Annotated in this window: 22 protein-coding genes; 15 read left to right on the forward strand and 7 right to left on the reverse strand. The window is 53.1% G+C overall.

Translation table 11 applies throughout. The features are described 5' to 3' along the window. Positions 1-187: 187 nt before the first annotated feature. A complete protein-coding gene (glgB, locus tag MHH78_RS18505) occupies positions 188-2,104 on the forward strand; it encodes a 1,4-alpha-glucan branching protein GlgB (RefSeq protein ID WP_339248869.1) in 1,917 nt (638 codons plus the stop codon). Positions 2,105-2,149: 45 nt separating this feature from the next. Continuing rightward, positions 2,150-3,586 (forward strand): glycogen synthase GlgA, encoded by a 1,437-nt coding sequence (glgA, locus tag MHH78_RS18510; RefSeq protein WP_341168357.1) that lies wholly within the window; start codon positions 2,150-2,152, stop codon positions 3,584-3,586. Positions 3,587-3,672: 86 nt separating this feature from the next. Here the strand turns inward: glgA and MHH78_RS18515 are convergent, their stop codons facing one another. Together MHH78_RS18515 and MHH78_RS18520 are read right to left on the reverse strand one after the other, a co-directional pair. Beyond that, the gene (locus MHH78_RS18515; RefSeq protein ID WP_339248867.1) at positions 3,673-4,044 is read right to left on the reverse strand and encodes a nuclear transport factor 2 family protein; all 372 of its coding nucleotides are present in this window, start codon (positions 4,042-4,044) and stop codon (positions 3,673-3,675) included. Continuing rightward, the gene (locus tag MHH78_RS18520; protein WP_341168358.1) at positions 4,037-5,800 is read right to left on the reverse strand and encodes an alpha-glycosidase; all 1,764 of its coding nucleotides are present in this window, start codon (positions 5,798-5,800) and stop codon (positions 4,037-4,039) included. Before MHH78_RS18520 ends, MHH78_RS18515 begins: the two co-directional genes overlap by 8 nt. A gap of 232 nt (positions 5,801-6,032) precedes the next feature. Here MHH78_RS18520 and MHH78_RS18525 point away from each other — a divergent pair, with 232 nt between their 5' ends. The 4 genes from MHH78_RS18525 to MHH78_RS18540 all read left to right on the forward strand — a co-directional run bounded on the left by MHH78_RS18525 (position 6,033) and on the right by MHH78_RS18540 (position 9,996). After that, positions 6,033-6,857, forward strand: coding sequence for a transporter substrate-binding domain-containing protein (locus tag MHH78_RS18525; protein ID WP_076079314.1), 825 nt, complete (start codon positions 6,033-6,035; stop codon positions 6,855-6,857). Between the two features lie 134 nt (positions 6,858-6,991). Continuing rightward, complete coding sequence (locus tag MHH78_RS18530) at positions 6,992-7,651, forward strand: amino acid ABC transporter permease (protein ID WP_076079313.1); 660 nt, start codon at positions 6,992-6,994, stop codon at positions 7,649-7,651. Further along, complete coding sequence (locus tag MHH78_RS18535; RefSeq protein ID WP_341168359.1) at positions 7,638-8,360, forward strand: amino acid ABC transporter ATP-binding protein; 723 nt, start codon at positions 7,638-7,640, stop codon at positions 8,358-8,360. The genes MHH78_RS18530 and MHH78_RS18535 overlap by 14 nt, the downstream gene beginning before the upstream one ends. A gap of 109 nt (positions 8,361-8,469) precedes the next feature. Beyond that, on the forward strand, positions 8,470-9,996 hold the full coding sequence (locus tag MHH78_RS18540; RefSeq protein ID WP_341168360.1) for a Ppx/GppA phosphatase family protein: 1,527 nt from the start codon (positions 8,470-8,472) through the stop codon (positions 9,994-9,996). Here MHH78_RS18540 and ppk1 read toward each other — a convergent pair. After that, positions 9,944-12,064 carry a polyphosphate kinase 1 gene (ppk1, locus tag MHH78_RS18545; protein ID WP_076079311.1) on the reverse strand — a complete coding sequence of 707 codons (2,121 nt, stop codon included), beginning with the start codon at positions 12,062-12,064 and terminating at the stop codon, positions 9,944-9,946. The genes MHH78_RS18540 and ppk1 overlap by 53 nt on opposite strands. Positions 12,065-12,363: 299 nt before the next feature. On the opposite strand from ppk1, the gene MHH78_RS18550 reads away from it, so the two are divergent. Beyond that, the gene (locus tag MHH78_RS18550) at positions 12,364-13,047 is read left to right on the forward strand and encodes a 3D domain-containing protein (RefSeq protein ID WP_340753370.1); all 684 of its coding nucleotides are present in this window, start codon (positions 12,364-12,366) and stop codon (positions 13,045-13,047) included. Positions 13,048-13,162: 115 nt separating this feature from the next. Here the strand turns inward: MHH78_RS18550 and MHH78_RS18555 are convergent, their stop codons facing one another. Further along, on the reverse strand, positions 13,163-14,065 hold the full coding sequence (locus MHH78_RS18555; protein ID WP_341168361.1) for a polysaccharide deacetylase family protein: 903 nt from the start codon (positions 14,063-14,065) through the stop codon (positions 13,163-13,165). A 174-nt stretch (positions 14,066-14,239) separates the two neighbouring features. On the opposite strand from MHH78_RS18555, the gene MHH78_RS18560 reads away from it, so the two are divergent. The 8 genes from MHH78_RS18560 to MHH78_RS18595 all read left to right on the forward strand — a co-directional run bounded on the left by MHH78_RS18560 (position 14,240) and on the right by MHH78_RS18595 (position 20,786). After that, positions 14,240-15,280 carry an NADH:flavin oxidoreductase/NADH oxidase gene (locus MHH78_RS18560; protein WP_341168362.1) on the forward strand — a complete coding sequence of 347 codons (1,041 nt, stop codon included), beginning with the start codon at positions 14,240-14,242 and terminating at the stop codon, positions 15,278-15,280. An 86-nt stretch (positions 15,281-15,366) separates the two neighbouring features. Then, on the forward strand, positions 15,367-16,071 hold the full coding sequence (locus MHH78_RS18565; protein ID WP_341168363.1) for a dihydroorotate dehydrogenase electron transfer subunit: 705 nt from the start codon (positions 15,367-15,369) through the stop codon (positions 16,069-16,071). Further along, positions 16,064-16,996, forward strand: coding sequence for a dihydroorotate dehydrogenase (locus MHH78_RS18570; RefSeq protein WP_341168364.1), 933 nt, complete (start codon positions 16,064-16,066; stop codon positions 16,994-16,996). The genes MHH78_RS18565 and MHH78_RS18570 overlap by 8 nt, the downstream gene beginning before the upstream one ends. 87 nt (positions 16,997-17,083) lie before the next feature. Then, on the forward strand, positions 17,084-17,434 hold the full coding sequence (gene lpdD / locus MHH78_RS18575) for a prenylated flavin chaperone LpdD (RefSeq protein ID WP_339248860.1): 351 nt from the start codon (positions 17,084-17,086) through the stop codon (positions 17,432-17,434). Between the two features lie 68 nt (positions 17,435-17,502). After that, positions 17,503-18,171 (forward strand): PspA/IM30 family protein, encoded by a 669-nt coding sequence (locus MHH78_RS18580; protein WP_036695416.1) that lies wholly within the window; start codon positions 17,503-17,505, stop codon positions 18,169-18,171. 126 nt (positions 18,172-18,297) lie between these two features. Continuing rightward, positions 18,298-18,708, forward strand: coding sequence for a DUF350 domain-containing protein (locus MHH78_RS18585; RefSeq protein WP_036726501.1), 411 nt, complete (start codon positions 18,298-18,300; stop codon positions 18,706-18,708). Between the two features lie 41 nt (positions 18,709-18,749). Further along, the gene (locus tag MHH78_RS18590; RefSeq protein ID WP_036726503.1) at positions 18,750-19,256 is read left to right on the forward strand and encodes a DUF4178 domain-containing protein; all 507 of its coding nucleotides are present in this window, start codon (positions 18,750-18,752) and stop codon (positions 19,254-19,256) included. A 183-nt stretch (positions 19,257-19,439) separates the two neighbouring features. Then, positions 19,440-20,786: a molybdopterin molybdotransferase MoeA gene (locus MHH78_RS18595; RefSeq protein ID WP_341168365.1), complete on the forward strand. Its 1,347-nt coding sequence runs from the start codon at positions 19,440-19,442 to the stop codon at positions 20,784-20,786. A 496-nt stretch (positions 20,787-21,282) separates the two neighbouring features. Here MHH78_RS18595 and map read toward each other — a convergent pair whose 3' ends face one another. The 3 genes from map to MHH78_RS18610 all read right to left on the reverse strand — a co-directional run bounded on the left by map (position 21,283) and on the right by MHH78_RS18610 (position 23,711). After that, on the reverse strand, positions 21,283-22,032 hold the full coding sequence (map, locus tag MHH78_RS18600; protein ID WP_341168366.1) for a type I methionyl aminopeptidase: 750 nt from the start codon (positions 22,030-22,032) through the stop codon (positions 21,283-21,285). Positions 22,033-22,075: 43 nt separating this feature from the next. Beyond that, the gene (locus tag MHH78_RS18605) at positions 22,076-22,702 is read right to left on the reverse strand and encodes a TetR/AcrR family transcriptional regulator (RefSeq protein ID WP_341168367.1); all 627 of its coding nucleotides are present in this window, start codon (positions 22,700-22,702) and stop codon (positions 22,076-22,078) included. A 142-nt stretch (positions 22,703-22,844) separates the two neighbouring features. Next, positions 22,845-23,711, reverse strand: a complete 867-nt coding sequence (locus tag MHH78_RS18610) for a pentapeptide repeat-containing protein (protein ID WP_341168368.1) — start codon at positions 23,709-23,711, stop codon at positions 22,845-22,847. Positions 23,712-23,728 lie beyond the last annotated feature (17 nt).

Consider the following 23,728-nt stretch of genomic DNA (forward strand, 5'->3'; position numbering starts at 1 on the left):
CTTGTAATATACACGCAGAACAAGCGCTTGAAACGACATAGGTGAATTATATTGCTGCATATCTGCAAAAATTACATGTTTATTTTCAATATTCAGAAATTGCCCGGACTTCTCTCAAAATCATTTTCAAAATCTATATATTCGGGTAATGTAATAGGTGCATCATATATCCTAAGGTGGTGATGATTTGGCCGATTTACCAAAAACAGAAAACCTCCCGTCCGCTGAAGATATTTATCTGTTCCATGAGGGCACGAATTATCGCAGCTATACGATGCTTGGCGCGCACATTGCCGTCCAAGAAGGGCAGGCCGGCGTTCGCTTTACCGTGTGGGCTCCTCATGCGGCATATGTAGGACTGGCGGGAGATCATAACAGCTGGGATGGAACATCTGATCTTGATACGTTATATAAGATACCCGATTCAGGATTTTGGAGTCGTTTTTTTCCGGGAATGGAGCCGGGAACTTTTTACAAATACAGGATTACAGGAGCAGATGGTACAAGCTTCCTCAAAGCAGACCCATATGCCTTCCACGCGGAAGTTCGCCCGGCAACAGCATCCGTTGTAGCGAATCTGGACGGCTACAAATGGGGGGATGCTGCTTGGAGGCGGAAGAGCAAAGGTCCGTATCAGGCACCCATGAATATTTATGAAATGCATCTGGGCACCTGGCGGCAAAAGGAAGACGGCGAACTCTATACTTATCGGGAGATCAGCAGTCTGCTGATTCCTTACCTGAGCGAAATGAGCTATACCCATGTGGAGTTTATGCCGCTCGCTGAACATCCTTATGATCTGTCCTGGGGCTACCAGGGAACCGGTTATTTTGCGGCTACCAGCCGCTTCGGAGAGCCGCAGGATCTGATGTATCTGATCGATCAGTTGCATCAGGCCGGCATCGGGGTCATTCTGGACTGGGTTCCTGCCCATTTTGCCAAGGATGCTCATGGCCTGCGCCTGTTCGACGGTTCGCCGCTGTATGAGTATGCTGATCCGATGCTGGCGGAGAAGCCTGGCTGGGGCACCTTGTCCTTCGATTTCAGCAAGCCGGAAATCTCATCCTTCCTGATCTCCAATGCCTTGTTCTGGTTCGAGAAGTATCATATTGACGGCATGCGCGTGGACGCGGTTACGAGTATGCTGCGGCTTGATTTCGAAAAGGAACCCCATCAGTACCGGACGAATGAGCATGGCGGGCTGGAGAATCTGGAGGCCATCCGGTTCATTCAGCAGCTCAACCAGACGATCTTCCAGTATTATCCGAAGGCGCTCATGATGGCGGAAGAATCCAGTGCCTGGCCGGGTGTAACCTCTCCGGTGCATGAAGGGGGCCTGGGCTTCAACTACAAATGGAATATGGGCTGGATGAATGACACCTTGGGCTACATAGAACGGGATTTCGATTCGCGCCCTTATCATCATAATTTGTTGACCTTCCCGATATGCTATGCGTATGCCGAGAACTATACACTGCCGCTGTCGCATGACGAAGTGGTGCACGGCAAGAAGTCGCTGCTGGACAAAATGCCGGGGTCCTATGAGCAGAAATTCGCCGGTCTGCGCCAGCTTCTCGGATATCAAATCAGCCATCCGGGCAAGAAGCTGCTGTTCATGGGCGGAGAGTTCGGGCAATTCATTGAATGGAAGGATCAGGATCAGCTCGACTGGCTGCTGCTGGATTATGAGAGCCACCGGCGGATGCAGGCCTATACAGCTGCGCTGAATAAGCTATACCTTGCCGAAAAAGCACTGTGGGAGCTCGATCATGACATGACAGGCTACCAGTGGATCGATGCCGATGACAGCGGGCAGAGTGTCGTATCTTATATCCGCAGAGGCAAACGTCCGGTGGATACACTGCTGATTATCATCAACTTCCAGCCGGTGGAGCGCCACCATTACCGCATCGGCGTACCGCGCCCTGGCATATATGAGGAATTATTCAGCTCAGAGAGCAACGAATACGGCGGATCGGGCTTCCATAATGAGCCGCTGAAGAGCACCAAGACCGAGTGGCATAATCAGGTGAACAGTATAGAATTGACCCTGCCGCCACTTAGCTTCTTGGTGCTTAAGAAGTCAGGCCGCAAGACCGTTTAAGGGCAGGAAGTGTCCGAATAAGCCACTATATAAGGGGGAGATGGAATGAAAGTATTATTTGCCGCGGCGGAAGCCCATCCATTTATCAAAACAGGCGGACTGGCCGATGTCATCGGCGCTTTGCCAAAGGCCCTCAAGGCGGCCGGGGTCGATGTCCGGGTAATTTTGCCCAAATACAAAGGAATTCCTGAGAAGTATTCCGCTCAGATGGAGCATGTCGCTACTCTGGAGGTCCCGATTGGCTGGCGCAATCAGTATTGCGGGATCGAAAAGGTGGTATTTGAAGGGATTCCCGTCTATTTCATCGACAATGAGTACTACTTCGGCCGTGACGGAATCTATGGCTATATGGATGACGGCGAGCGGTTCGCGTACTTCAACCGGGCGGTGCTGGAATGCCTGCCGGCCATTAGCTTCCAGCCGGATGTAATCCATTGCCATGACTGGCATGCTGCGGTTGTACCGCTGCTGCTGCAGGCACATTACCGGCATAATCCGTTCTACAGTGAGATGCGTACGGTATTCACCATACATAATCTCCTGTATCAGGGAGTCTTCCCGTATACCGTGCTGGGTGAGCTGCTGGGTCTGGACGACAGTTATTTCCTGGGCGTGGAGTATTACGGGAATGTGAATTATATGAAGGGCGGGATTGTCTACAGTGACCATGTCACCACCGTCAGCCCGACTTATGCCGATGAGATCCGGACCCCGTACTACGGCTATGGTCTCGATGGTCTCCTGACTGCGCGCTCTGACGCGCTCAGCGGCATTGTGAACGGAATTGATACCAAGAGCTATAATCCGTCCAGTGATACGGCAATCTTCACCAAGTACCGCTCTAACCTGGCCAAAAAAGCCGAGAACAAGCTGGGACTCCAGCAGGAGCTTGGATTGCCGGTGGCCCCTTACATTCCAATGGTAGCTATGGTTACGCGTCTGGTGGATTCCAAGGGACTGGATCTGCTGACCCGTGTGCTGGATGAGCTGCTGTACTACGATGACATTCAGTTCGTGCTGCTGGGGACGGGGGATGAAGTCTACGAACGCTGGTTCCGCGAGGCCCAGTGGCGTTATCCGACCAAGCTGTCGTCACAGATTACCTTCAGTGATGCCTTGTCCCGCAAAATCTACGCCGCCAGCGACATCTTCCTGATGCCGTCCAAATTCGAGCCTTGCGGCATCAGCCAGCTCCTCGCGCTGCGTTACGGCAGCATTCCGGTGGTCCGTGAGACAGGCGGACTGAACGATACCGTGCAGGCGTACAACGAATATACCGGAGAGGGCAACGGCTTCACCTTCAAGGATTACAACGCCCATGATATGATGCATACGCTCCGCCGCGCCGTATCGTTCTACCACAAGCCCGAGCACTGGAAAAAAGTAGCCAAAAACGCATTCTCCGGCGACTACAGCTGGAACGTATCCGCTCAGCAGTATATTGATATTTATAACAAGATTACTGTAGCTTCGGAGGAATAGTATTATTGATTTTGCTTTAAAAAAAGGCACTCACCCGATCAGCTTGAACAGGGGAGTGCCTTTTGTGTTTATGTGTAAGCTCAAGCTCAGGTATAAGGATAAGTATGAGGAATTTTTGATTGGAATTCTTTTAGACTCACAATCTGGTTCCTGGGATTAAATTCAATTAAGGAGACTCCATCAAACGCATCGGTCACTGCATCATACTCACACTTAAAGTACCATTCAACCACAGCCATATGGCCTTGATGGATGAATTGCTTGATCGTCCAGTTCAATACCGTACCATGCGTATTCCAGTCCTCGAACCACAATAACAGGGTGTCAAATCCCCTATACTGAGGGCCGTAGCTTTCGGTGTAGACGATGTTCGGATCGAAGATGGTGCTTAATATAGAGTTATCCTTGTTGATCCATGAATCGAAATATTGTCTGATCCGCTGCTCACGTTCAATCATTAGATCCCACCTCCACAATATGCCGGAACAGAATCCGGTACTCGTACGGCTCCAGTGCCACATTCATCATCCCGCGTTCCGGGGCTACTGCTTCGGCGGTCAGCGCATCCAGCCAGTCACTGGTCTCCATCGGGTGGCTGAGCGTGCGGGGCTGCGGTGAATTGTTCATCCAGACCGTGAAATGGATCAGCTCATCTGCGCGCTCATAGACGATGCACGGGTCATGCTCGCAGGCCTGAAGAATCCGGAAGCGGCCTTCACGAAGCGCCTTATGCTCCTTGCGCAAACTAATCATCATCCGGTAAAAGTCATACAGCTCGCGGTCCTGCTTGCCCTGATCCCATTCCATACATTTGCGGCAATCCGGGTCCTCGTAGCCCGTCAGGCCAATCTCATCGCCGTAATAGATGCAGGGGGTGCCCATGAAGGTGAACAGGAAGACGACCGTCAGCTTCAGCTTCCGTTTGTCTTCACCAAGCACGGTGAGCAGGCGGGGGGTGTCATGGCTGCCAAGCAGATTGAAGACCACCTCGTTCGTCTGCTGCGGATAACGCATGAGCAGGCCGCCGATCCGGTGACCGAAGGTGATGCCGTCCATCCCGCCGTTGAAGAATTCCAGCACCGTCCCCGAGAAGGGATAGTTCATCACCGAATCGAACTGGTCGCCGAGCAGCCAGGTTAAGGAGTCGCTCCACACCTCGCCGACGATGTAGGCATCCGGGTTCGCCGCTTTGACCACCTTGCGGAAATCGCGCCAGAAGTGATGGTCCACCTCGTTGGCCACATCCAGCCGCCAGCCGTCCACCTTGATCTCCTTGATCCAGTATTCGGCCACCTCCAGCAGATAAGATTTTACTTCATGATTGGCGGTGTTGAACTTCGGCATATTGCCATAGAAGCCGAACGTGTCATAGGTGGGAATACCGTCCACAATCTCAGCCGGAAAAGAGTTCACATGGAACCAGTCCCGGTAGACGGAATACTCCCCTTTGGCCAGCACATCCTGGAAGGGCGGGAACTGGTCGCTGCAATGGTTGAACACCGCGTCAAGCATGACGCGCAGGCCCCGTCTGTGGCATTCCTCGACGACCTGCTTCAGCAGCTCATTATCGCCGAAATGCGGGTCAACTCTCCGGTAATCCACAATGTCATATTTATGGTTGGAAGGGGAGACGAACAGCGGCGTGAAGTAGAGGGCGTTGACGCCCAGCTCCTGCAGATCATCCAGATGGTCCAGCACGCCCTGAAGGTCGCCGCCGAAGAAATTATTCAGCTCGGGCTTGCCGCCCCAAGGCTGCGTGCCTTCCGGATTAATCAGGGGATTGCCATTCGCGAAACGCTCGGTCATGATCTGGTAGAATACGGCATCCTTTGCCCAAGGAGGAACCCGGAACAAGTCGATCCCGTGGATATAGGGGAATTCGTAGAAGTGATTCGGCGGCGGAGGACACTCAGAGCGAATACCGTTATCGAGCAGATAGACCGTCTCCATACCCTTACTTACGCGAAAAGTATAGCTAAGCCGCTTATATTTGGGCCGGACCGCCGCTTCCCAGTAGTCGAATTTGTCATCGGAGGCGGCCTTCTCCATAATAATGTCATAAGAGGTATGCTGCCAATCATACTTGTCGCCGGTGAGGGCGACTACGTAGTCCACATCATCACGTTTGGTGCGCACACGCAGATGAATCGTTTCAGCATCATAGGCATAAGCCCATTTGTCACGGGGAACATGGTACATCGCTTCAAGCAGCATAGTAGCACCTCCTGTAAGTTGGGTGGAAGCTGTAATGATTCGTGCGGCATTTGGAGATAATCTATAGTAGATAGTATTATATACCACCTTCATAGGATGTGCATTTTTTTGTCGCCGTAACAGGTTTTTGTCACAAAATCGTCTTTGCATATTCATGCGAAGTGATTTATAATAAGTCGGTCCATGGGACGGATAGAATAGAGAACATAAATAGAACAGGGAGACGAGACAAATGAACAAATGGGGTAAACTTTCTATGGGGCTGCTGCTGGCAGCAGGACTCTTGGCCGGATGCGGCTCCAATAATGATAAGAACAACACCGCAGCAAGCGGAAATGGCGGAGCAGCAAGCACAGAGGCTCCTGCCAAGAAGCTGATTATGGGTACAAGCGCAGACTTTCCTCCATATGAATTCCACAAGATGGTTGAAGGTACGGATACGATTGTTGGTTTCGATATCGAGATTGCCAAGGAGATCGCCGCTGATTTGGGCCAGGAGCTGGAGGTTAAGGATCTTCCGTTTGACTCTTTGCTGAATGAGCTGGCAAGCGGCCGGATCGATATGGTGATCTCGGGACTTAGCCCGACACCGGAACGCGCTGAAGCTGTAGGTCTTTCGGACATCTACTATAAGGCAGAGCAGGCTGTCGTAGTGCGTGAAGCCGACAAGGACAAATTCGCTACCATGGACGCACTGAAGGGCGCCAAGATCGGAATTCAGACCGGTTCCATCCAGGAGGGGATCGCCAAGGGTATCGAAGGCGCACAGCTGACCTCCCTCAGCAAAATCTCCGAAATCGTCCTGCAGCTGCAGTCGAACCGGGTGGATGCTTCCATCATGGAAGGACCTGTTGCCAAGTCCTTTGTGAAGAACGTCAAGGGCCTCGTGATCACGGACGCCAAGCCGGAGGTTGAAGATGACGGCTATGTCATCGGTGTGAAGAAGGGCAACACCGAGCTGCTCGATCAAGTGAATAAGACACTCGGACGGCTGAACTCCGAAGGCAAGATTGATGAATTCGTAGCGGCAGCAAGCGAGCTTGCTGAGAGCAAATAACACGCGAAGCCGCATATACGGTTAGCGGAGATCAAGATAGGCCCGCAGCTGGCTGCGGGATCATGCTCTACTATGCAGAAAATGGCGGTGATCCGCCGTTTTCTATTTTTTTGAGAAGAGGAGGGTTTGAGGCAATGAATATATTCGATATGGCTTATGAGTACCGCAATTTATTCTTATCCGGTCTGCAGTACACACTGCTGCTTGCGGTGCTGGGGGTATTCTTCGGTTTCGTACTAGGCATCCTGGTTTCGCTCCTGCGGATGTCCAAATGGAGAATTCTGCGCTTTATTGCCACCGCATGGGTGGAATTCTTACGCGGGACGCCGATGCTGGTGCAATTGTTTCTGATTCACTACGGCCTGCCGGAGTTTGGTATTTCGCTGTCCCCGATTCAGTCGGGTGCGATCACACTTACAATTAACAGCTCGGCATATCTGGCTGAGATTTTCCGTGCCGGAATTCAAGGGGTGGACCGCGGCCAGATGGAGGCGGCTCGTTCACTCGGAATGAAGCAGGGTATGACCATGCGTTACATCATTTTGCCGCAGGCATTGAAGAACGTATTGCCTGCCATCGGCAACGAATTCATTACAATTATTAAGGAGTCCTCTATCGTATCGATGATTGGTGTAGCGGATCTGCTGTTCCAAGCCAGAACAATAACCACCATTACTTATGAAGGACTTAGTCCGCTGCTTGTGATTGCGGTTATGTATTTCGTACTAACATTCACACTATCCAAGCTGCTGGGTATATTGGAACGGAGGCTGAACACGGATGATCGAGGTTAAGAACCTGCGGAAGAGCTTTGGAAAGCTGGAGATCCTGAAGGGCATTGATCTGAATATTCACAAGGGTGAGGTCGTTGTTGTCATCGGTCCCAGCGGATCGGGTAAAAGCACCTTCCTGCGCTGCCTGAACCTGCTGGAGCAGCCCACAGGCGGGGAGATCAGCTTCAAGGGTCAATCCATTACCGCGAAGCGGCATGACATCAACGTGACCCGCGAGAAAATGGGGATGGTGTTCCAGCAATTCAACCTGTTCCCGCACAAATCCGTGCTGCAGAACATTATGCTCGCTCCGCTCAAGGTGAAGAAGCAGCAGGCTGCTGAGGCCGAGAAGTACGCGATGGAGCTCCTGCGGACTGTAGGCCTTGAAGACAAGCGCGATGCTTATCCGGCGCAGCTCTCCGGCGGACAGAAGCAGCGGATCGCAATCGCCCGGGCGCTGGCTATGCAGCCGCATGTCATGCTGTTCGACGAGCCAACCTCGGCGCTGGACCCGGAGATGGTTGGTGAAGTGCTGGAGGTTATGAAGCAGTTGGCGGTGAACGGCATGACCATGGTGATTGTGACGCACGAGATGGGCTTCGCCCGTGAAGTAGGGGACCGGATCCTGTTCATGGACGGCGGAGTGATTGTGGAGCAGGGGACACCGGCAGAGGTGTTCGGTCATCCCAAGCATGCCCGCACGCGCGATTTTCTCAGCAAGGTATTATAGAAGGCTGGTTAAATAACCCCACCATATGGGGTTATTTTATTTTGGCGGAGTGCACAATGGGTGATATAGTATACAAATGATCAATCTACTTGAAAAGGAGTACATACAGATGAGAGATGATCTTTGCCGGATCGGCATTATTGATATTGGTTCCAACTCTATACGACTTGTAATTTATGACACGACGCAGGCAGGCGGCTACAAAATCATCAAGGAATGTAAGTACTCTGCCCGTTTGAGCGAGAAGATTACGAAGGAGGGCAGGCTGGAGAAGAAGGATATGGATACGATCATACCTGTTCTTCAGCAGTTCAAGGAGATTTGTGATGATTTTGAAGTAGAGAGAATCCGCGCAGGCGCCACCGCCGCCATTAGGAATGCAGCGAACTCAGCGGAGATCATCAGCTATCTCTCAGAGACTTCGTCGATTCCGATTGAGGTGGTCAGCGGATATCAGGAGGCGTATTTCGGCTTCCTTGGGGTGATTAATGCTTTTGACGTCCAGGATGGCTTCGTGATTGATATCGGCGGGGGCAGTACCGAGGTTACCTTATTCCGCGGACGGCGTTACCAGCAGAGTATCTCGTTCCCGTTCGGTGCGGTCAACACCAATCAGATGTTCAGCCAGGGTGGCAACTGGAATGCGGATCAGCTCCGCAAGCTGCAATTATACGTAACCGGCAGGCTGGTGGAGCATGACTGGCTATCGACGGGCACAGGACTTCCGCTATACGGGCTGGGAGGAACGCTTCGCTCACTGGCTAAGCTCGATCAGAGGAACCGCGATTATTCGCTGCCTAATTCCCATGGTTACGCGCTGGAGCACGAGACGATCGAACGGTTCATGGAGGTTCTGCCTGCTACTTCGTTTGAGAAGCGCAAGGACCTGGACGGGCTGTCCAAAAGCCGGGCGGATATCATCGTGTCCGGGCTGATTATTTTCCATACCGTCTATCATTACATTGGTGCCAGCCGGGCGCTGATCAGCGGCGAAGGCCTGCGTGAGGGCATGCTGCATGATCTGCTGGAGCCGGAGCAGCCGGTGCGTGACAGCGCGCTGGAGTACAGTCTGGATACGATTATCCGCTTCGATATCCGTACCTCCAAGCGGCATCTCGACCATATCAACAAGCTGGCGCTGAGCCTGCTGGAGGCCTTTGAGCGGGAAGGGGACCGGGAGGAGCAGGAGATGCTGGTCTATGTGGCGATTATGCTGCACCGGACAGGCTCCAACATTAACTATTATCAATCCAAGCGGCACACTCACTACTGGCTGATGAATTCACCCATCCGGGGACTGACGCACCGCCAGCTGATTCTGAGCGCGTACATCGCTTCCTACAGCACAAAAAGCCGGAAGCAGAAGCTGTCCCTGATGCATAAGGACATTTTGCTGCCTTCCGACGAGGAATGGATTCATAAGCTGGGTACATTAGTGCAGTTAAGCATTGCGCTGGACAGCACCGAGATCGGCATTGTCAGCGGGCTGAAGTCCCGTCTGCATAATCATACGCTGGATCTGGAGCTTCAGGGCGGACAAGTGCTTATCGGCCTGGAGGACATTGAGAATGCACTCAAAGCCTTCAGGAATGCTTGGTCGGTGAAGGTAAAGCTCGGCTTCCCTTCCAGCGGGTAACATCCATAGCGGCGAACTGGCTCCGGAGCGGGGCCTTTTTGTCGTCGATCCGTTCATAATATCCGTTGGGCTGAAGGAAGCTGGATTTGACATTGTCCATCAGCGACAGCTCCAGAATCTTGACAATCTGACCGCGGATACTGCTATCCTTCACCGGACACATCAGCTCGATCCGCCGGGTCAGGTTACGTGTCATCCAGTCGGCACTGGACAGGTAGACCTCGGGATCGCCGCCATTCTCGAAGTAATAGATGCGTGAATGCTCCAGGAAGCGGTCCACAATGCTGCGTACCGTAATGCGCTCACTGAGGCCTTCAATTCCCGGACGCAGACAGCAGACTCCCCGGACGATCAGGTCGATAGACACTCCCGCCTGGGCAGCGCTGTACAGATAATCAATAACCTCCTGGTTCGACAGAGAGTTCATCTTGGCGATAATCCGTGCAGGCCGGCCTGCGGCGGCATGCTCCGCCTCACGCAGAATCAGCTTCTGGAGCGACAGGCTCATGTTGGTCGGCGCTACGATGAAGGAGTTCCAATTGTAATTGGCAGAGTAGCCCGTCATTTGATTGAACAGCTCTGACGCATCCAGGCCAATCTCATGATTGGCGGTGAACAGGCTAAGGTCGGTATAGGCCTTGGCCGTGCTGTCATTGTAGTTGCCTGTCCCCACGTGGACATAGCGGCGCAGCTCTGAGCCTTCCTGGCGGACGATCAGCGTGACCTTGGCATGGGTTTTGAGACCCACTAGGCCGTAGACCACGTGACAGCCGGATTGCTCCAACTTGCGTGCCCAGGCAATATTGCGTTCTTCATCGAAACGGGCCTTCAGTTCCACCACAACGGTAACCTGTTTGCCTGACTCGGCAGCGTTGGCCAGCGCCGCAATCAGCGGAGACTTGCCGCTGACCCGGTACAGCGTCATCTTGATCGCCATGACCTGCTCATCCTCGGAAGCCTGGGTAATGAAATCCGCCATGGCATCGAAGGATTCATACGGATGATAGACCAGCACATCACGGGTGCTCAGCACCTCGAAGAAATCCTCATTCTCCTCGAATTCTGCCGGATACATCGGCTCGACAGGCGGGTTGAGCAGATAGCTGAAGCCCTTCAGACTGCCGGTGAAGCTGCGCAGGAAGCCGAGATCAAGCGGACCTTCAATTTCGAAGAGGAAGTCCTCCAGCTCAAATTCAGCCTGAAGCTGCTCCAGTGCATAGGGATGGATGCCTTTCTGAACCTCCAGACGGGCAGGCACACCACGGCGGCGTTTGCGGAGCTCCTTCTCAATCTCCTCCAGCAGATCCTCCGCACCTTCTTCATCTATCGTCAGGTCGGAGTTACGGGTCAGGCGGAATTCGCTGACAGCTACCGGATCATAACCGCTGAATAAGGTCTGAATATGATGGCGGATCACATCTTCAATGAATACGAATTGCCGTTTTTTGCTGTTCGAGCGGTGAGGCAAGGGAATGCAGCGCGGCAGATTGGACGGAATCTGCAGAATGGCGAAGTAAGGCTCATCCTCCTGGCTGTCCTTGCGTGTCAGCACGACAGCCAGATAGATGAATTGGCTGTGAACCAGCGGGAACGGACGGCTCTGGTCCACGGCCATCGGAGTCAGCACAGGGAAAATAATATCACGGTAGTATTCCTCAACCGACAGCTCCTGTGCCGGTGTCAAGTCTTCATAATCAACGAACACAATGCCCTCTTTGTGCAGGCTGCGTGAAATATCCTTAAAGGTGCGGTACTGGTCGGCGACGATCTTGGTCACCCGTTTGCTGAGGCGTTTATAGAGGCCGGAGGGCGTGTAGCCGGTAAAATCTTTTTTGGTATATCCCGCCCGGATCTGATCCTGGATGCCCGCTACCCGGACACTGATGAACTCATCCAGGTTACTGGACACAATGGCCAGGAATTTGGCCCGCTCAATCAGCGGGTTCTCCGGGTCCTGTGCCTCGCCGAGCACCCGGCGGTTGAACTCGATCCAACTGAGGTCACGGTTAAGATAGGCTGTTGCAGGACTGATATTGTTGATTTTTTTCTCATCTGTATTCACGTTCATGGACCCTCCAAGTTGCTTCAATGTCTAGTTAAGATATCGTATTCTTTCATTCTACTATTTGCTTAAGCGAGAAATGTTAAAACTGTGTAAAATTTTTGCGAATATTCAGGAAACATGGCATAATTCTGCAGAGTCTCTTCATAATGATTAAGAATATGTAATATTTGCATCCTTGATAACGCTTTATTAGGGCTAATTATTTCCAATATCCACAAAAACATAGCCAATGGTTACAAAGTTGTGATATATTCATTACTGTTAGTTTACAAACCGCGCGTCACCATTGAAGGAGGCAATTCATGAAACTCAAGATCAGAGCCATCACCGCCCTGGCGGCCGTACTGGGACTCGGCACCTTGCTTCACGCAGCTCCCGTTCAAGCCGACAGCGTACATATCGCTGGAGAGACTACAACCTATTATACTCTATCCAATCATTATGGCATAAGCGTAGAAGAGCTTATGAATGCGAACCCGCAGATTTCAGCGCTAAATATCTATCCCGGGCTGAAATTCACCATCCCGGGTGATGTTCAAGCCAAGACTGTGGCTGCAGCCAATACTGCAGCAGCTTCAGTAGAAGCTGTGGATGCTGCAGAAGTTCAAGCCTTGAGTGTGCAGCCGGCAACCAACACTGTTCAAGCCTGGGGCAAAGAATTCAATTATGCCAAAGTGCTGCAGGTCAAGGCTTCCGCCTATTCCTCAGCAGCCAGCGAGAATGGCAAGTGGGGCGCAGTCGATTATTTCGGCAATACGCTGAAGCTCGGAACCATCGCCGTTGACCCGAGCGTGATTCCGCTGGGAACGAAGGTGCTCGTAACCGGGTATACCCATCCGGGCCTTCCGAAGCAAGCCTTCGTAGCTACAGCCACGGATATGGGGAGCGCGATCAAGGGCAACCGGATCGATATCTTTATTCCGGGCAGCCAGAGCTTTGTAGCCGATTTCGGTTATCAGTATGTACATTTATATATTATTGAATAAACCGAAAATGATAAGTTGCACCACTGCAAGCATAACAGTTATTAATGAAAAGGAAACAAAACCAGGCAGCTTCGCCGGTTTTGTTTCCTTTTTTGTTACCCTGCTTATCAAGCGGTTATTTGCTTTTGCTGACCTGGAGCATCTGGGGAACGGTTACGAAGCTGTATCCGCGCTGGCGCAGATTGCTGATAATCTCGGGCAAGGCCTGCAATGTTCCCTGAAGATTACTGCCCCTGCCGCCGCCCCCGTGCTGTAGGATGATGGCCCCTCTGCCGGCCCGGGAGAGGATGTTATGCTTGACCTGATTTTTGGACAGCCCTCTCCAGTCGAGCGAGTCGACGTTCCAGTTCACCAGCTTATAGCCATGCGCTTTCGCCCATTTAAGCTGCGGCTCGTTGATATCGCCATACGGCGGGCGGATCAGCTTTGGCTTGTATCCGGCCAACAGCTGCAGAATATTCTCCGTCCGGATAATCTGGATGCGGAAGGCATTCATACTCAGCTTGCTGAACTGGGGGTGATTATAGGAGTGATTGCCGATAGCATGGCCTTCGCGGATCATCCGGGCTACCAGGGCGGGATGCTTCTCCGCACGGCTGCCGACCACGAAGAATGTAGCTTTGACTTTATATTTGCGCAGCACATCCAGGAGCTGCGGGGTGAAGCGCGGATCAGGCACATCATCGAAGGTGAGAGCGATCATTTTGCGGCGGGGACCCTGGGTCTTGAGGGTCTCCGGGTATTTGCGCAGCAGCTGGCTGAGGGAGAGGCCTTTGCTTTTTTTATGGCGCCTTACTGAAGACTGGGAGGCCGCTGATCCCGCCGGTACCGCCGTTTGCTCTTCAATAGAAGCTTGTGGCCGGCAAGATGGCAGGATCTCTTGTGCTGGCACTGGCGCAGGACTATCAGCCGCTGTAGCAGAGACAGACATAAGCTCCGCAGCCGGTGCAGGAGCAGACAGGGCCAGGGCAATGACGGTTATGAGCAGCACAATGCGGCGGAATATTACCAGTTTCATCGGAATGATGCCTCCTCCAACCACGGGTCCGGTTATTTTAGAATATAAGGGTTGTTATTTCCAAGCAGCCGTGAAATTATGCCGTACAGGCAGCAGAGCATTCAAAGATTTATCACATCCGCAAATCGTTGTATACTGAAATGGATCATAGATACGGGAAGGATGGAGACAAGAATGACCGATTTGTTCACACCTTATGAACTGAAGGCTCTGACCCTGAAGAACCGCGTGGTCATGCCTCCAATGTGCCAGTATGCGGTTGAGAAGCAGGACGGTATTCCGACGGATTGGCATCATGTGCATTATGTCAGCCGGGCTGTCGGCGGGAGCGGCTTCATTATTGTAGAGATGAGCGGAGTTCACCCCGATGGACGGATCACGAACCGGGACACCGGGATCTGGGAGGACGGGCAGATTCCGGCGTTCAAGCGGCTGACGGATGCCGTTCATGCCCATGGTGCTAAGGTTGCCATCCAGCTAGGACATGCCGGCCGCAAGGCCGTCGATGCCGCTCCGCCGGTTGCACCTTCGGCAATCCCGTTTGATGATACCTATGCTATGCCCAAGGCGCTTAGCCGTGAAGAGATTGCGGAGCTGATTATCGCCTTCCGGGAAGCGGCGCGGCGCGCGGTTGAAGCGGGATTCGATACCGTTGAGCTGCATGGAGCCCATGGATACCTCATTCACCAGTTCCTTTCCCCGCTATCCAATGTCCGGGATGATGAGTATGGCCAAGACCCCATCCTGTTCGGTGAACAGGTGGTAGAGGCGGTGCGTGAGGTGCTGCCGGCTGAGATGCCGCTAATCATGCGGGTGTCCGCCAAGGAATACGTCGAGGGCGGTTATGATGAAGCTTATGCGCTGGAATTCTGCCGCCGCTACAAGGATGCAGGCGTAGACCTGTTCCATGTATCCTCGGGCGGGGAGGGGCCGATTGGCTCGAATGGCGGCCCGAATGCCGGGCCGGCTTATCAGGTGGGCCTTGCTGAATACATACGCAGCGGATTACAGGTCCCTGTTATCGCTGTAGGGCGTCTGGAGTCATATGCGGAAGCGCAGGCGGTGATTACGGAGGCGAAGGCAGAGCTGGTAGCTATAGGCAGAGGTATGCTCAGCGATCCTTACTGGGTACTTCATGCTGCTGAGGCGCTGGGTGGAATTGATCCGTCCGAGCTGCCCGCACCTTATGTGCGCGGAATCTGGAACAATAAATAGAGGGTATCATTTGTGAATAATGTCACAGATTTTAAGTTCCTTCTCAGGCATGGTTAATAAGATTAAATTTGAAGGAGCTTGATAACGTGGCGACGGTAATTAGTAATGAGCGGCTGGCTGAAGGAGTGTACCACCTGGTAGTTGAAGGAGGAAACAGCGGGGAGATGGGTCAGTTCTACATGCTGCGGGCATGGGGAGCCTATCCGCTGCTGTCCAGACCGCTTAGCATACATCAGGTGAATGATAACGGTGTTGAATTCTTATATCACGTAGTGGGTGAAGGAACAGAGATCCTTGCCGGACTGAATCCGGGCGATCCGCTGGAGCTGGAGGGACCGTTCGGCACAGGCTTCCCGCAGGTGGAAGGCAGGGTAGCTTTAGTGGGCGGGGGGATCGGAATTGCTCCGCTTTATTATTGTGCGCAGAAGCTTCCAAAGAGCGATATCTATCTCGGCTTCAGCCGCGAGCCGTTCCGTACAGAAGCCTTCCGTCCTCTCGCTGCTGAGCTGACCGTCGATGTAGGCGGACTGATTCTGGACAGCGTGGATTTCTCGGCGTATGACCATATCTTCGTCTGCGGCCCGCATCCGATGCTGAAGGCTGCACAGCTCAAGGGCAGCACTCTAGATCCTGCGGGTAAGCGCCCTGACGTCTATCTGTCACTGGAGAACCGGATGGCCTGCGGAATCGGCGCTTGTCTGGTCTGCAGCGTCTCCTGCAAGGACGGGCAACGCAAAGCCTGCGCAGACGGTCCTGTCTTCCTGGCTGAGGAGGTATTATTCCATGATTAATACAACTGCAACGATTGCCGGTGTGTCCTTCAAGAACCCGATTGTAATGGCTTCGGGTACCTTCGGCTTCGGCCGTGAGTATGGCCGGTTATATGATGTGTCCCTGCTGGGCGGAATCTCCGGCAAGGGGCTTACGCTTCATGCCAAAGCCGGTAATCCCGGAATCCGCGTCTATGAGACCCCTTCCGGGATGCTGAACAGCGTAGGGCTTGAGAATCCGGGAGTAGAGGCCTTTCTGGCCAAAGAGCTGCCGTATTGGGAGACACTGGATACCGCACGTATCGTGAATCTGGGCGGTAACACGCTGGCGGATTACGTGCTGGGTGCTGAGCTGATCCAGCGGGATGCGGATGCCCGTCTTCTGGCCGGAAAGCCGGCCGTGGATATGATTGAGCTGAATATCTCCTGCCCGAACGTGAAGGAGGGCGGAATTGCTTTTGGCGTGAAGACTCCGGCAGCGCAGGAAGTGGTTCGTGCGGTACGGGCGGCTACAAGTCTGCCGCTGGCCGTGAAGCTGTCGCCCAATGCCGAGGATATTGCGGAGATGGCTGTGATGTGTGAAGCAGAGGGGGCGGACGCCGTCTCTCTGATCAACACGATCTCCGGGATGAAGATCGACGTCCGCCGCCGCAGCAGTGTGTTCAATAACCTCTATGCGGGACTATCCGGACCAGCGATTAAGCCGGTGGCTCTGCGTATGGTGCATCAGGTAGCCCGCCGGGTAACCATTCCGGTAATCGGCATGGGCGGCATCACTTCAGCCACGGATATTATTGAATTTATTATGGCGGGAGCGACTGTAATACAGGTTGGAACCTACAATTTCATGAATTTGCGGGCGGGCAGCACACTTGTAGAAGAATTGCAGCAGTTTATGAAGGAAGAGAATATTTCCTCACTGGATGAGATCCGTGGTATTGTATAGGCAGCAAGCCGGTTTGCAATGATCTTTTTGCCGCAGAATGAGAGATCTCTACAGCCTATGGTTAATATAAAGGGAGGGGAGTTCTGCTTGACAACGAATCTGGTGCATCCTGACGATATTGTGCTGTCCGAGACCGAGGTGGGCCGTGATCTGCTGCTGCTGATTACCGGGGGAGTGCGCCATATCGGTGCAGCAAGCACGGCGTACATGGACGGAGAATTCGCACGGGTGATGACCTCTGCCGTTCCCCATCATAAGGAGCATACGATCAGTGAAGCCATTGCGCTGAAGGCTGCTGCCGCATTGAACCGGACAGTCACGGTTGTGATGGGCATTCACTATGACGATCTGAGCAAAGAGGGCATCCTTGCGGTCGTAAATATTGTGAATGATAAGGTGGAGCAATATTTAGTACAGAAGGCCGGAACAAATTTTTGAAACGATCCCCTTCTCCCTGCGTAAAAGATACCATTGAACAACTAACTTTTATTTTGGAGGAATGAACGATGTCTATATTTAAAAGATTGCGTGATCTGACCATGTCCAATGTGAATGCGATTATCGATAAAGCTGAAGATCCGGTTAAAATGACCGACCAGTACATTCGTGACATGACGGAGGATCTGGAGGATGCTGAGAAAGCGGTAGCTGCCCAGATCGCTATTGAGAAGAAATTCAAACAGTTGTACGAAGAGCAGGAAGCGCTGGTGAACAAGCGCAATCAGCAAGCACATGCAGCCGCTCAAGCCGGTAACGCCGATCTGGCCCGCCGTGCTCTTGAAGAGAAGAAATCGGCAGAAGCCAAGCTTGTAGAGTACAAGGCCAGCTTCGACCAGAACAAGGCTTCCGCCGACAACCTGCGCGGCAAGCTTGATGAAATGCGCAAACAGCTTACCCAGATGAAGAACAAGCGGGAGACACTCGTTGCCCGTTACAACGCTGCGAAGGCACAGACCGAAATTAACAAAGCGATGAGCGGCTTCAGCTCCGACTCTGCTTCTGCCGGACTCAAACGGATGGAAGACAAGATGCTGCAGGCCGAAGCACAGGCAGAAGCCAGCAACGAGATGAGCTCGGGCAACAAGTCGCTCGATGATGAGTTCGAGAAGCTGGGCAAAGACCAGGCGGTTGAAGATGAGCTGGCTGCGCTGATGAAGCAATACGAGAAACAATAACATATTGGCATAAGCCGGACTTTAGGCAATTGTCCACAGGCGAAGGGGAGACAGAACCAGCGGTTTCTCCTTCGCTTTATGTTTGTCTTACCTGTTGTGAAATATGAACAAGCGGGGGCTGGAGTAATGGATTTCGATACCCTGGTGTCCATGGTAGTATGGACGGTCAGCGGCGCAGTACTGCTGTGTGTGCTGATGCTCGTGGATTCGCTGTTTACCCGTTATAATGATATGGAAGAGCTGAAGGCAGGGAATATGGCCGTGACTACCCGGCTGGTGTTGAAGCTGCTGTCACAAGGCTATATTTTATCGGCATCCATTGCTGCGGCGAACCGGCTCGGGACCGCCCTGATCGTCTCGATTGTCTCTTTTATCCTGTTATTCGTGCTGGAGAAGACGGTAGAGCAGCTGCTCAGCCGGTGGGGGAACCTTGAACTGGATCATGGCACTCAGCTTGGCAAGGTCGGCTATGGCCTGATGGCAGGATCGCTGCATGTGACGGGAGCATTGATTATAGCGGCCTTTATTCGCGGATAAGAAGAAGGATTAGCGTACCAATCTGTAGGAGGATGATGGCTTTGGGTCTTTGGAAAAGAATCGGCAATCTGTTCTCGAAGCCGGAGGCGCCTAAAGCGCCCGCAAGCATGCTGACCCTGTCTCCCGGAGATATCTGTGAGGTCTCCCTGGTCACTTATGAAGTGACAGGCCGGACGAAGACAAGCGGCCGTAATGCAGTTGTACTGACGCTGCGTGACGGGAGCCGGATCGCTTATCTGTATATAGAAGAGCGGGAAGAGCTGCAATACAGATTGTATCACCCGATAGACGGGCGTCTGGACAGTCCCTCCGAGGTTCCGGCTACCCTTGAGCTGGATGACCGGACCTTTTATCTGGAGGAAGAATATGAAGGATATGCCGCCGTTACCGGGCAGACACCTTATATGAACGGCGGGGAGCAGCATGTCTGGCAATACCAGGCGGATGATTCGCGGCTGCTGCGCGTGGAATGGCAGAATGGACGGTTCATGCTCTATGAGGGTGAAAGTGTCCTTTCGGCTGATGTAAGAGTGATCCGCGCATCTTAAGCTGAACTGAAGCAGGGCTGCGGCTGCGCTGCTGACATCGGAATAGAATCGGAATGGAATAAGGGATGCATGCGCTTGTTACAGGCCTGTGCATCCCTTTTGCCATGCCTTCATGTTAGAATAGGGCGTAATTGGTTTAATGAGCAGCAATCTACCGGAGAAGCAGAAGGAGTGAATTCAACAGTGACTAACCGAGAGAATCATAACAAGGAATATAACAAGGATTCTAACAACGAATACAGTAATGATTATAGTAATGATAAATTTCAGCGGTCAGCGCTTCAGGTTGCAGAAGCTCAAAGCAGGCTGAAGCCGTATGCTGCGCTGCTTGCGCCGGAAGCTGTACCCCTGCATCTCAGCAGCGGGCGTTATCTGGCTGAGCCGGTTGCTGCACCACATCCCTTTCCGGCATTTGACCGCTCCAGTATGGACGGCTTCGCCGTGATTGCGGCAGATACTTTGGCGGCAGGAGAGCCTGACACGGTGTGGCTTGAAGTCGTCGATGTCATACCCTGCGGCGCAATAGCCTCCAGAGAGATTACGGCTGGCACTGCTGCGCGCATAATGACGGGAGCGCAGATTCCAGACGGCGCAGATACAGTGATTATGATGGAAGCCACGGAGAGCCGGATGGAAGCTGGAGTCACTTATGTCGGTATCCGCAAGCCGCAAGAGCGGGGGCAGCATATTACCCCTTGCGGGCTGGAGCTTAGTACAGGTGATCCAGTGCTTCCTGAAGGGACTCTAATCGGCGCTGGCGAAATTGCTGTTCTGGCAGCGCTTGGAGTGCCGGAGGTTCCTGTACGCCGCAGGCCCAAGGTGGCGGTCTTCGCTACCGGAACTGAGCTGCTGGAGGTGGACGAGCCGTTAGTCCCGGGCAAAATCCGCAACAGCAACTCCCCCATGCTGGAGGCGCTAATCCGGGAAGCGGGCGGGGAGCCCGTGATGCTTGGTGCGATTATCGATGATCTGGAGCTGGCCCGGAGTAAGGTGCAGATGGCACTGGAGAGCTATGATCTGGTGATTACTACCGGAGGCGTATCCGTAGGGGATTATGATATTATGGGGGATCTGGTCCGTGAGCAGAGCGGAGAGATGCTGTTCAATAAAATAGCCATGCGCCCCGGCAGTGTCACTACAGCTGCTGTTCGCGGCGGGAGCATCCTGCTTGCCTTATCCGGCAATCCGGGCGCCTGCTTCGTAGGATTCCAACTGTTTGCCCGTCCGGTCATCGGGCTGATGCAGGGTGCAGTACAGCCTTATCTGCCGGAGTGGACAGCGATGCTGGGTGAAGATTATAAGCGGGCCAACAGCTTCACCCGCTATGTCCGCGCCCGTCTGGAGATCCGCGAAGCAGTTCTCTATGTTTATCCAGCCGCCGTGGACGAGTCATCCGTCACAGTTACGATCAAAGACAGCGATTGCCTGATCGTCATCCCGCCGGACAGCGGACAATTATCCGCTGGTGACAAAGTAACTGTGCTGAAGCTGCCGGGTGAGATTCGAGGGGAGCAGCACGGCAAGGCTTAGTATTTCTAGTAGCGACCGGCCGGCAAACCAGTCAAATGAATAACCAACTAAATACTTATTATTAAATTTCAACATATGAAAAATACACAATAGAAGAAGCAACAACAAAACAACAATAACAGTTAACAAAAATCAACGATTAGAAGATCAAAGGATAACCTGATAACGGGATAGCAGGACCTCGGGATAGCTCAATAACTCATAGAAAATTAACCGACCATATTTGTTGAATTCCAAAAATTCATCATATGAAAAATTCACAATAGTAAGTTCAAAACCTAACCCCAAAACACTGACCAGCAGCCAACAAGCAGGACCATCCAATTGCACGGCAGCATCCAACGCCGTAACCGCAAAACCCGGTCATAAAGGTAAAAAACAAAACCCTCCCGTTCTCTAATTGGGGTCAGTTCCTAGACAGAAACGGGAGGGTTTGTAGGGTTCGTAAGTGGTCAACTTGATCTAGCCTATATGTGTTAACGTTCAACTTCAATGATTACTGGGCCGTTAAAATCAGCGGTCCATCTGCGGTGATGGCAATGGTGTGCTCATACTGCGCGGACAGCTTGCCGTCAGCCGTTCTCGCTGTCCATTCATCATCGTCAATGGTGATGTGGTACGTGCCTTCGTTGATCATGGGCTCAATCGTAAATACCATGCCTTCTTTGAGACGGATGCCTTTGCCGGCGGTGCCGATGTGCACGTAGCTCGGCTCCTCATGCAGGCTTCGTCCGATGCCGTGCGCCAGCAGATCGCGCACGACCGAATAACCGTGTGCTTCGGCATGCTGTTGTATGGCCGATGTGATGTCACCCAGCCGTCCTCCCGGAACAGCCCGGGCAATCCCCAGATCCAGGCACTCCTTCGTTACCTGCATTAATCTCTGTGCCTCCGGCCCGATCTCACCGACAGCGTAGCTCACGCACGAATCTCCGAACCAACCCCCGTATTGCGCCACAATGTCCAGCTTCAGCAAGTCGCCTTCCTTCACGACCCGTCTGCTGGATGGAATCCCATGGGCAACCACATCATTAATGGATATGCAGGTCTCGGCAGGGAATCCGTTGTAGCCTTTGGTGAACTGCTTGCCGCCTAGCTTGGTGATATGTTTTGCCACAAAGTCATTAATTTCAAGCGTAGTGATTCCGGGTACAATCCGCTTGGACACCTCACGGTAGCAGTCGGCCACAATTTGGCTGGCTTGCTTCATCTCTTCAATTTCTCTGGGGGATTTAAGAATAATCATGCTGTGTGTATCCGCTCCTTCATCCTTTAATAGTTTCAATCTTTTATAGTTTAAGAACCCTGACGATCTCCGGTGCCTCTTCATTCAGCTGTCCCCGCCGGAGGGACAAAGCAGCACAGCCAACCAGAGCGGCTAACAGCATCTCTGTATATTGTAATCCAGACGGCGCATCGACTACTGTCCCTCCAGGAGAAAGTGATTCCTCCGTAAGTCCAGTGCCAAGCATCATGGACAGCGGGGTCAGCACCTCCCGCCGGAACTCGGCAGTGAGCGGGGAAGAGCGGGCTTCAGGCAGGGAAGGGAATCCCTCACCAGCCTGCTTACACAGCAGATAGATAGCGTGATCCTCCGCCCATAGCTGCAATAGCCGCACCCCGGCGGCAGAACCCTCCAGCGGGCTCTTTAGCGGTAGCCCGGGCTCTGCCATAGGCGGGAACTTCAGCCATTCCCCGGCCCGGTCGAGCGCATCCCATAACAAGTCGTGAAGCAAATCACCCTTATTGCTGTAATAATGATAGACCGTACCATAACCGAGACCGGCCTCCGCAGCCACATCCCGGATTTCTAATAAAGGCCCTTTATTCAAAAATACGTCCGCAGCTGCTTTTCGGATCTGCACCAGCCGCCGCAGCCGGATATCTTCGTTCTGTTCCTTCGTGCGGGGAGTCATCTTATCCGTTCACCTCATTTATTTTAGACCTGCTGTCATGTCAATATAAAACATCGGCAGGCAAATGGCAAGGGAAAATCGTTGAACCAACCAGCTGGACGACACAAAAAAACCGGATAGAACATCATCCGGTTTCTTCTCCTCAAGCCCAGTGCTCCGGATGCCTTAAGGATTCCGGCAGCTTGGTGGACGGGCTGCCTTGCGCAGCTTGCAGCTGCGCCTGGGTCAGGAAGAGGCTGCCCCGCAGATCGGCTCCGCGCAGATTCGTGTCGCGGAAGTCCGCGCCAATCAGATCGGCGAACCGCAGGTCAGCGCCGCTGAGATCCGCAGCGATCAGATACGCGCCCCGTAAGCTGAGGCAGCGGAGGTCGGCCCCGCGCAGCTTGGCCCCGATCAGATCGGCCCCGCGCCCATAGTTCTTCTGGCGCTTCGGGGCCGGAGAGAGCTGCTTGCGGGCAGCGGTGCGCGTAAGCTCGCTGGCACGCAGCAGCAGCTCGTTGACTTCAGCGCGGTGCAGGGGCACTTCGAGCTGAAGCAGCTTGTCCGGGCTGAGCAGAGTGAGGGCCTGCGTCTGCTCCAGCATTTTGATAAGCGAATCGTGCAGGGTCTCGGCCCCGCGCAGTGTGAGTGCCTCGTGCAGATACCATAGCAGCTCATGCAGTTGGCGCATTACAGGAAGAACCTCGAACATCTGTCCCGCAGTCTCTGGAGCCTGACGCCAGTCGCGTCCGCCATAGGTCAGATTGGAGATTTTCTGCCCGGCCCCGAAGCAGTCGTATACTGTACAGCCCCGGAAGCCGCGTTCTCGTAGCTCAGTATGAATGCCGCAGAGGAAGTCTTCCCGCAGATTGGGACAGGGCTGTCCGGCAGGCTTGTCTATGGCGAAGTCTGAGGATGTAGAGAAATGAAGCGCTGCGCAGCATAGCCCGAAGCAGTTCAGGCAATCCGATTGCAGCTCCGGCAGTCCGGGATTCGTAGGGAATTCAGTAGATGAATGATTGTCTAACAAACGTATTCCTCCAAAAA

This window comes from Paenibacillus sp. FSL H3-0333, assembly GCF_038002805.1.
GTDB lineage: Bacteria > Bacillota > Bacilli > Paenibacillales > Paenibacillaceae > Paenibacillus_AQ > Paenibacillus_AQ silagei.